This is a genomic window from Mycobacterium neglectum, assembly GCF_002591975.1.
Lineage (GTDB): Bacteria > Actinomycetota > Actinomycetes > Mycobacteriales > Mycobacteriaceae > Mycobacterium > Mycobacterium neglectum.
In genome coordinates, this window is the sequence record NZ_NVQE01000040.1 from 44,460 (window position 1) to 51,035 (window position 6,576).

Genomic DNA, 6,576 nt, shown 5'->3' on the forward strand with positions numbered 1-6,576 from the left:
ATGGTGGAGACCGAACCGCAGGTCGCTGAACTGGCCGGAGAGCTACAACGCGTCCTCTCCCGGGTGTTCTCCATCCTCCGCAGAAGCGACCCGGGCCGGGACGCCGCCACCAATGATCTGACCCTCGCCCAGTTGTCGATTCTGCTGACACTGCTCGAGCAGGGGCCGATCCGAATGACCGAATTGGCCGCACACGAACGGGTGCGCACACCGACGACGACCGTGGCGATCCGCCGGCTGGAGAAGCTGGGATTGGTCAAGCGGTCCCGCGATCCGTCGGACCTGCGGGCGGTACTGGTCGACATCACGCCCGAGGGCCTGGCTCAGCATCAAGAAGCGCTGGCCAATCGGCGCGCCTTCCTCGCCAAGCTGCTCGAGAAGCTCGGCCCCGAGGAACTCGAGACGCTGCGCAAGGCGCTCGTCCCGCTCGAGCGCATCGCCGAATAGGGCTTCAGCCCAACCAGTCCAGCACCGCCGCCGCGGTCCATGACTGCTGCATGCTGCCCAACGGTTCGCCGGTGAACGGTTCGTAGTACTCGGCGAAGGTGCCGTCGCTGACCTGCCGCAGACCCTCGCGCCTGAGGATCGACGACCGTTCCGCCCAGCCACGGCGAGCGAAGCACCACGAGAACAGCCACGTGGTCACCGGCCACACCGGGCCCCGCCAATACTCACGCGAACGGAAGTCGCGCGAGACCGGGGACGTCGTCGGGATCAGCGCGAACTTGAGGTCCGGATGTCCACAGAATCGTGGTCCCTCCAACAGTCGCAGCAGTGCGCGTTCCTTGTCGTGGGGCAGCCCTCCGCACAGCAGCGGCGCGAACTGCGCGACCGTCTCGGTGGACACCCATTTCTCGGCCCGTACGTCGTAATCCCTTGCCGCACCGTTGCGTTCGTCGGTGGTTTCGACGACGCCCTTTCGGAACCGCTCGGCCCAGGAGTACAGGTCGCGCACGTCGGCGTGCGGGCGTTTGTAGTCCTCGCCGATCTCGGCAAGCACGTCGCACGCGACCGCGAGGATCGCCGACACGAACACGTCCTCGACGGCGAAGCTCATCACCTTGGGCAGCAGCTCGTCGTCGTAGCGTGCCGACTTCATCTCTTCGAGCAGCCACAGATAGCGGTCGTACTCGATGTCCGACGGGCGCTGGCTGGCATCGGTGACGATCACGTTGTCCTCGCGCTGGTACTCGGGCACGCGGCCGGGCACCACGTTGGCGTACGAGCTGTCCCACCGCGGCGAGTTGTCCATGCCGGACTCCCACCCGTGGTACAGCGTGACGCGGCCTCGCGACCTCGGGTCCCGGGCTTCGGCGAGCCAGCGGTGCCACTGGACCAGATCGTCCCACCGGCGGTCGAGGAACGCCTCGGCGACGGCCCGGGTCGACCGGCCGCGGCTGCGCGCATGGTCGAGAATGCGCTGCACCGCGATCGCGTGCACCGGCGGCTGGGTGATGCCCGACGTGTGCCGGTTGCGTGGGGCGTTGACGGCGAGCGCAGACGTCGCCCACCGAGCGGGCCCGGGGAAGTATCCGTCGACGCCGTTCGCGAACACGATGTGCGGAATCATGCCGTTGGCCCACTGGGCTGACAGCAGCGTGTCGAGTTCGACCACCGCGCGTTCGACGCTCAGCGGCGCCAGCCCGATCGCCACGAAAGCGGCGTCCCAACTCCACATATGTGGGTACAGCAGCGGGGCCGCGGTCGTCATCGTGCCCAGGTCGTTGCCACGCAACAGGTACGCGGCGCGGGCCGCCAGTTGCGTGGGAGCGAAGCTCGAATCGTGGGCCATCGCCTCAATGATGCGACGCCCGGGCGCGACTTGCAGGTCGGTAGGGTGACGACATGCCGACGGCGATGATCACCGGGGCCTCCCGCGGGCTCGGTCCGGCGATCGCCAGGGCACTCGCACCGACCCACATTCTGTTCCTTGCGGGACGGCCGTCGGCCGAACTCGACGCGGTCGCCGAGGAGTTCGGTGCCACCACCTGGCCGGTGGATTTCAACGCTCCAGACGCGATAGCGGCCGTCGTCGAACCGATCGTCGAACTCGACGTCCTGATCCACAACGCAGGCGTGGCCTACCCCGGCACCGTCGCCGAGTCGACCGTCGACGAGTGGCAAGACACGATGGCGGTGAATGTGGTTGGACCGGTGGCACTTACGCTGCCACTGCTGCCGGCGTTGCGCAGTGCCGGCGGCCACGTCGTATTCGTGAACTCCGGGGCGGGCATCAACGCCTCACCCGGCCTGGCGTCCTACACCGCGAGCAAGTTCGCACTGCGCGGGTTTGCAAATTCGCTGCGCAACGACGAGCCCTCGCTGCGGGTGACCTCGGTGCACCCGGGCCGGATCGCCACCGAGATGCAGGAGCGGCTGGTCGCCTACGAGGGCCGCGAGTACACGCCGACGCAGTTTCTCAGTCCGGAGACTGTCGCCAAAGTCATAGTGGATGCGGTCAACGCGCCCCGCGACGCCCACATCCACGAGGTCATCGTCCGCCACCGCTAGTGCGATGTGATTTCGGTGCGCTGACGACCGGTGAGCGACTGTTTGCGCACCGAAATCGCAACTAGGCGACGATGTTGACCAGGCGGCCGGCCACGACGATCACCTTCTTCGGCGTCGCCCCGCCGAGAAACTCCTGCACCTTCGCATCGGCCAGCGCCGCGGCCTCCAGCGCATCGGCATCGGCGTCGGCGGCCACGGTGATTCGCCCGCGGACCTTGCCGTTGACCTGCACCGGCAATTCGACGGTGTCCTCGACGAGGTACTGCGGGTCGGCCACCGGGAACGGGCCGTGCGCCAGTGAGGTGTCATGGCCCAGCCGCTGCCACAGCTCCTCAGCCAGGTGGGGCGCCAGCGGCGCGACCATCAGCACCAGCGGCTCCAACGCCGCCCGGGCCGTCACGCCCTGCTTGGTCAGGTGGTTGGTGTACTCGATCAACTTGGCCGCGGCGGTGTTGTTGCGCAGGTTCGTGTAATCGTCGGACACCCCGGCGATCGTGCGGTGCAGCAGGCGCACGGTAGCGTCGTCCAACGCCTCGTGCGCCCCAGACCGTTCCGTGCCGGTCTGCTCGTCGACGACCAACCGCCATACCCGCTGCAGGAACCGGTACGCGCCGACCACGTCCTTGGTCGCCCAGGGCCGCGACGCGTCCAGGGGACCCATCGACATCTCGTAGACCCGCAATGTGTCCGCGCCGTAGTCGTCGCAGATCTCGTCGGGGGATACCGAGTTCTTCAGGCTCTTGCCGATCTTGCCGAACTCCTGGAACACCTCGATTTCGCCATCGGGCCCGGTCCAGAAGAACTTGCCTTGCCGCTCAGCGACTTCGGCGGCGGGCACATAGGAGCCGCGGGTGTCGGTGTAGGCGAACGCCTGGATGTAGCCCTGGTTCACCAACCGCCTGAACGGCTCACGCGAACTGACGTGGCCGAGATCGAACAGCACCTTGTGCCAGAACCGCGCATAGAGCAAGTGCAGCACCGCGTGCTCGACGCCGCCGACGTACAGGTCGACGCCGCCCGGATCCTGCGGTCCATGCTGCGCCGGCCGCGGGCCCATCCAGTAGGCCTCATTCTCCTTGGCGCACAACTCTTCTTTGTTGTACGGGTCGATGTAGCGCAACTCGTACCAGGAGCTCCCCGCCCACTGCGGCATCACGTTGGTGTCGCGGGTGTAGGGCTTCAGGCCGTCGCCGAGATCCAAATCGACGTTCACCCAGTCGGTCGCTGTCCCCAGTGGTGGCGACGGTTCGCTGTCGGCGTCGTCGGGATCGAACTGCACGGGTGCGTAGTCCGGGATGTCCGGCAGCTCCACCGGGAGCGCCAACTCGGGCAACGGATGGGCGCGGCCGTCGGCGTCGTAGACGATCGGGAACGGCTCACCCCAGTACCGCTGCCGCGCGAACAGCCAGTCGCGCAGCTTGTACTCAACGCGCGCTTGGCCGCGGCCGTCGGCGATCAACCGATTGGTGATCGCCTCCTTCGCCGACGCGACGGACAACCCATTGAGGTAGCCCGAGTTGACGACCTCGCCGTCGCCGGAGTAAGCCCCTTGCGAAATATCGCCGCCGGTAACCGTTTCCACGATCGGTAGCCCGAACTCGGTCGCGAAGTCCCAGTCCCGTTGATCCCCACCGGGCACCGCCATGATGGCCCCGGTGCCGTAGCCCAACAGCACGTAGTCCGCGATGAACACCGGAATCTGTTCACCGTTGGCCGGATTCGTCGCGTATGCGCCGAGGAACACACCCGTCTTGGACTTGTTCTCCTGACGCTCGAGGTCGGACTTGGCCCCAACCGCGGCGCGGTAGGCGGCTACGGCGTCGGTGGGTGTCGCCGCACCGAAGGTCCAGCGAGCGTCGACGTCGTCGGGCCACTGTGCGGCCGTCAGCCCGTCGACCAACCCGTGCTCGGGCGCCAGCACCAGGTACGTCGCACCGAACAGGGTGTCGGGCCTGGTGGTGAAGACCTCGATGTCGCCTGCCTCGGTGGCGAACTGCACCGCGGCCCCGGTGGACCGGCCGATCCAGTTGCGCTGCATGGCCTTGACCTTGTCCGGCCAGTCCAGTAAGTCGAGGTCGTCGAGCAACCGATCGGAGTATGCGGTGATGCGCATCATCCACTGCCGCAACCGTTTCCGGAACACCGGGAAGTTGCCGCGATCGCTGCGGCCGTCGGACGTGACCTCCTCGTTGGCGAGCACGGTGCCCAGACCGGGACACCAGTTCACCACCGAGTCGGCCTGGTACACCAGCCGATAGGAGTCGACGACGTCGGCGCGTTCGCCGGCGCTCAACTCCGACCAAACCCGGCCATCATCCAACGTCCGGCTACCCGAGTCGAACTCGGCGATCAGTTCGGCGATCGGCCTCGCTTTGTCGGCCGACGGATCGAACCACGCGTTGTAGATCTGCAGGAAGATCCACTGCGTCCACTTGTAGAAGTCGACATCGGTGGTGGAGAAGCTGCGTCTCGCGTCGTGACCCAACCCCAGTCTGCCCAGCTGGCGACGGAAGTTGACGATGTTGGCTTCGGTGCGGGTGCGCGGATGGGTGCCGGTCTGAATGGCGTACTGCTCGGCGGGCAATCCGAAGGCATCGAAGCCCAATGCGTGCAAGACATTACGGCCGGCCATCCGGTAGTAGCGGGCATAGACGTCGGTGGCGATGTAGCCCAGCGGGTGTCCGACGTGCAGACCCTCGCCTGAGGGATACGGGAACATGTCCTGCACGAACATCTTGTCGGCGGGCAGCGCGGCGCCGTCGGGCGCCGACAGCGAACCCACCGGGTTGGGCACGTTGAACGTCTGAGAATCCGCCCACCTCTGCTGCCAGGCGTGCTCGATCCGCCCGGCGAGCTCCGCGGTATAGCGGTGCTGCGGGACGTCGGTGCCAGCGTCGGGCGTGTCAGTCACCTGAACAGGGTATAAGCCCGCCGATCGGCTCCCGCCGAGCGGGCAATTCGGCCGCGGGTTGGTCTCGGTTGCATCACCGGTCGGTCAGAACAAGGTTGCAGGTCCATTCCAGGCCTAGTGACCGGCGCTTCGCCGTGGATACAGTCGGCGCCTGGCCAAATGGTCGACGAGCGCAACAGGGAAGGACCGGAACGGCGATGAACGAGAGCGCCCGACGCTGGAGGACTCCGGCTACCAGTGTGGCTGCGGCTACCGTCGGCGTCTTCATGTTCACAGGTGCCACCGCCTGGGCCCAGCCCGTACAACCGCTGCCTCCGCAACCCGGTCCGGCTGTGGTGTCGCAGACAGCGGCGACACCGAGCACCGCCCTGACACCCGCCGTCCCCAACACCGCTCTCACCGTCCCGGCCACACCCCAGACCGCACTGACCCCGGCGATGCCCAACGCGGCCCTGACCCAGCCGGCCGCGACGCCCGCGACGCCCGCGACCGCCGCTGGGCCCGCGACCGCCGGGACGCCCGGCGGTGTCGCCACACCGCAGGTCGGCGTTCCGGCCCAGGTGGCGATCACTCCCGCCACAGCGGGCACTGTTTACGACTTCTTCAGGGACAAGGGCGTCACCCTCGAGCCGCAGGTCAGCCGTGACTTCAAAGCCCTCAACATCGTCCTGCCGATGCCGAGGGGCTGGGCGCATGTGCCCGACCCCAATGTGGCCGACGCATTCGCCGTGATCGCCGACCGCGTGGGCGGCAACGGTCTGTACTCATCGAACGCACAGGTCGTGGTGTACAAGCTCATCGGAGAGTTCGATCCCAGAGAGGCCATCAGTCACGGGTTCCTCGACAGCCAGCAGCTGCCCGCCTGGCGAGCGACCAACGGGTCGATGGGCGAGATCGGTGGCATGCCGATGTCGACCATCGAAGGCACCTACCGCGAGAACTCGATGACGCTGGACACCTCGCGGCGCCACGTCATCGCCGCCAACGGCCCGGACAGATATCTGGTGTCGCTCGCGGTGACCACCAGCGTCGACCAGGTCGTGGCGGCGGGCGAAGCCACCGATGCAATCGTCAACGGCTTCAAGGTCAGCGTGCCGACACCTCCGGGCGCCACCGCGCCCGCTGCACCTGCCCCTGTCTCTTATACCCCTCTT

5 protein-coding genes are annotated in these 6,576 nt (G+C 67.2%); 3 read left to right on the forward strand and 2 right to left on the reverse strand.

Annotated elements, in window-relative coordinates; translation table 11 throughout:
• Window positions 1-447 (forward strand): MarR family winged helix-turn-helix transcriptional regulator, encoded by a 447-nt coding sequence (locus CSQ99_RS24385; RefSeq protein WP_099041575.1) that lies wholly within the window; start codon window positions 1-3, stop codon window positions 445-447.
• Between the two features lie 4 nt (window positions 448-451).
• Here the strand turns inward: CSQ99_RS24385 and ggh are convergent, their stop codons facing one another.
• Window positions 452-1,792 carry a glucosylglycerate hydrolase gene (ggh, locus tag CSQ99_RS24390; protein WP_099041576.1) on the reverse strand — a complete coding sequence of 447 codons (1,341 nt, stop codon included), beginning with the start codon at window positions 1,790-1,792 and terminating at the stop codon, window positions 452-454.
• Between the two features lie 53 nt (window positions 1,793-1,845).
• On the opposite strand from ggh, the gene CSQ99_RS24395 reads away from it, so the two are divergent.
• Entirely contained in the window at window positions 1,846-2,511 is a 666-nt protein-coding gene (locus CSQ99_RS24395) for an SDR family oxidoreductase (RefSeq protein ID WP_099041577.1), read from the forward strand.
• A gap of 61 nt (window positions 2,512-2,572) precedes the next feature.
• On the opposite strand, the gene leuS is transcribed toward CSQ99_RS24395, so the two are convergent.
• Window positions 2,573-5,422, reverse strand: coding sequence for a leucine--tRNA ligase (leuS, locus tag CSQ99_RS24400; RefSeq protein WP_099041578.1), 2,850 nt, complete (start codon window positions 5,420-5,422; stop codon window positions 2,573-2,575).
• 197 nt (window positions 5,423-5,619) lie between these two features.
• Here leuS and CSQ99_RS24405 point away from each other — a divergent pair.
• A partial coding sequence (locus CSQ99_RS24405; RefSeq protein WP_099041586.1) for an LpqN/LpqT family lipoprotein occupies window positions 5,620-6,576 on the forward strand: 957 nt, incomplete at its 3' end.